Here is a 2,614-nt window from a genome sequence, read left to right on the forward strand (position 1 = left end):
TACCATCAATGTCGATAATCGCCTGCGCAGCGGACTCCCAATCGATATGAGCCATTTAAAAATGGAAGACTTCTACAGAATGAACCATACCCCGCAAAATAGAGAGTAAAAAAGATTGTAGAGAAAAAGCACCTTTTTCTCTACAATCCTTTTTTTATGTGAAGAATCTGCCTTCATCCTTGTCTTCTAATCTGCTTTTGATATTTTTCTTAATTACTGGGTTATTTATCTGGTTATTGGTGAAACTATGAAGGATAGGCAGTGCACTTCTTCGGGAGAGGTGAGGGATATGAAAAGGAAGTTGATAGGGGTATCGCTCCTCTTTGGGATGATGCTGGCACAGATGCAGGTTGAAGCGGCTACAGTGGAGAAGAGAGTTATTCTGCAGCGGATATATGTGGATGGCGAAATGAGCGAAGAAACAAGGGTTGAAACGATGGACGATATTTGGCAGAAATATGCCGGTTGGGAATTAATCGAACAGAACAAAGAGAAAATGATTTTGCGTAAGCAGGAAAATGACTTATCGCCGCTCTTAAAAGCAAATGGTTTCTTTGGCGTGACGGTTGATGGCAAACTGTCGATCTATTATGGTAAACCTGATCAAGATCAAATCATTCATTCCTTCTTCCAGATGGATGTTGAAAAGCTGGAAGTATATCAACATGCTGAACTGCTTAAAGGGATTCCAATTAAAACGAAAGAGCAGTATGAGCAGGTCATTACAGCGTATAAGGCGTATAGTATTCCGATCAGTGGAAAATAACATATACAGCAGGCGGTGCATAAAACTGGCATCGTCTTTTTTCCGTTTTGGGCTTAACTCCAGAATGATTTGTGGTACAATGAGAGGTACAGCAAAATCAGGGAGCGAAGCGATTTGTATGATTTTATAAAAGGAACTGTCGATTATGTAGGACCCGAGTACATAGTAGTCGAGAATAATGGAATTGGGTATCAAATTGTGACGCCGAATCCGTTTAGTTATTCGTCCAATGTACAGCAAATGGTCCAAGTATTTATCTATCATCATGTCCGCGAAGATGCAGAGTCACTTTTTGGCTTTTCAACGCGCATTGAAAAAGCGTTATTTACGAAATTGTTAAATGTTACAGGAATTGGTCCAAAGGGTGCGCTTGCCGTCTTAGGGTCTGGTCAGGTTGACCAAGTTGTGCAGGCTATCGAAAACGAAGATGAAGCCTTCCTCGTTAAATTCCCGGGTGTTGGGAAAAAGACTGCCCGCCAGATGATTCTTGATTTAAAAGGCAAGCTCGAAAACGTAGTACCGGATTACTTCCCGAATCTATTTAATGATGGATCGTCGAGTGCCGGCAAGGCGATTGGTTTCAACGAAGCTCTTGAGGAAGCAGCCCTTGCACTGAAAGCTCTTGGTTATTCTGATAAAGAAATTCAGAAAGTGGCGAAAAAGCTGGATGATGAAGAAATGTCGACTGAACAGTATATTAAAAAAGCATTGCAATTGATGTTAAAATAAAAGGGGTGGCGTGATGGAGGAGAGAGTTGTCAACCAGGAAGCGGATGCAAACGAACTGTCCTTTGAGCAAAGCCTGAGGCCGCAAAACTTAAAGCAGTATATCGGCCAGGATAAAGTGAAGGAAAATTTGAGTGTGTTTATCGAAGCAGCTAGGATGCGGGAAGAGACACTGGATCACGTCCTTTTATATGGCCCGCCTGGACTCGGAAAAACGACGCTTGCGGTGATTATTGCCAATGAAATGGGTGTGAACATCCGTACGACATCAGGGCCTGCTATCGAGCGGCCAGGGGATCTTGCGGCTATTTTGAGCGCGCTTGAGCCTGGTGATGTTCTGTTTATTGATGAAATTCATCGGCTGCCACGAACGGTTGAGGAAGTGTTGTATCCAGCGATGGAGGACTTCTGTTTGGATATCGTGATTGGGAAAGGTCCGACTGCCCGTTCCGTTCGGATTGACTTGCCGCCATTTACACTCGTTGGCGCAACTACACGAGCAGGTTCCTTATCAGCCCCGCTTCGAGACCGTTTTGGCGTACTGAGCCGGCTTGAGTATTATACAGAAGCCCAGTTAACAGATATCGTTGTTCGGACAGCTGAAATCATGGAAACAACAATGGATCCACAAGCGGCAAACGAAGTGGCACGACGCTCGCGGGGAACACCGAGAATAGCGAACCGTCTGCTGCGCCGGGTGCGGGATTTTGCTCAGGTCCGCGGTGATGGAACGATTACACTTAAATTGGCTGACTATGCCCTTGAATTAATGCAGGTTGACCGTTTAGGCCTCGATCATATTGACCATAAATTACTGAAGAATATTATTGAAAAATTCCGCGGCGGGCCTGTTGGACTTGAAACGCTTGCGGCAACTATTGGTGAGGAAGCACATACGCTTGAAGATGTGTACGAACCGTATTTGCTGCAAATCGGATTTTTACAACGGACGCCGAGGGGCCGGATGGCGACTGCTCTTGTCTATTCTCACTTTGGACTTGAAATCCCAAATGAATAACTGAGTTGCATCGGTCACCTTGTATGTTATTGGCCGATTTCGTTAAAATTAACATCATGAATGGAAGTGGAACTGTTGAAAGTAGATTTGTTTGATTTTGATTT

General features: G+C 44.2%; 3 protein-coding genes. All 3 read left to right on the forward strand.

Going from position 1 to position 2,614, the window contains the following annotated elements:
• Positions 1 to 289: 289 nt before the first annotated feature.
• Positions 290 to 766 (forward strand): BofC C-terminal domain-containing protein, encoded by a 477-nt coding sequence (locus tag AC52RT_RS07815; protein ID WP_495540219.1) that lies wholly within the window; start codon positions 290 to 292, stop codon positions 764 to 766.
• 114 nt (positions 767 to 880) lie between these two features.
• The gene (gene ruvA / locus AC52RT_RS07820) at positions 881 to 1,495 is read left to right on the forward strand and encodes a Holliday junction branch migration protein RuvA (RefSeq protein ID WP_495540220.1); all 615 of its coding nucleotides are present in this window, start codon (positions 881 to 883) and stop codon (positions 1,493 to 1,495) included.
• Positions 1,496 to 1,508: 13 nt separating this feature from the next.
• The gene (ruvB, locus tag AC52RT_RS07825) at positions 1,509 to 2,510 is read left to right on the forward strand and encodes a Holliday junction branch migration DNA helicase RuvB (protein ID WP_495540221.1); all 1,002 of its coding nucleotides are present in this window, start codon (positions 1,509 to 1,511) and stop codon (positions 2,508 to 2,510) included.
• Positions 2,511 to 2,614: the final 104 nt, after the last annotated feature.

The sequence above is a fragment of the Peribacillus sp. genome, from assembly GCF_059453735.1.

Bases quoted from the DNA above. Each gene is read 5' to 3' on its own strand.
- AC52RT_RS07815 (WP_495540219.1), top strand. From the start codon at position 290: ATGAAAAGGAAGTTGATAGGGGTATCGCTCCTCTTTGGGATGATGCTG.
- ruvB (WP_495540221.1), top strand. From the start codon at position 1,509: ATGGAGGAGAGAGTTGTCAACCAGGAAGCGGATGCAAACGAACTGTCC.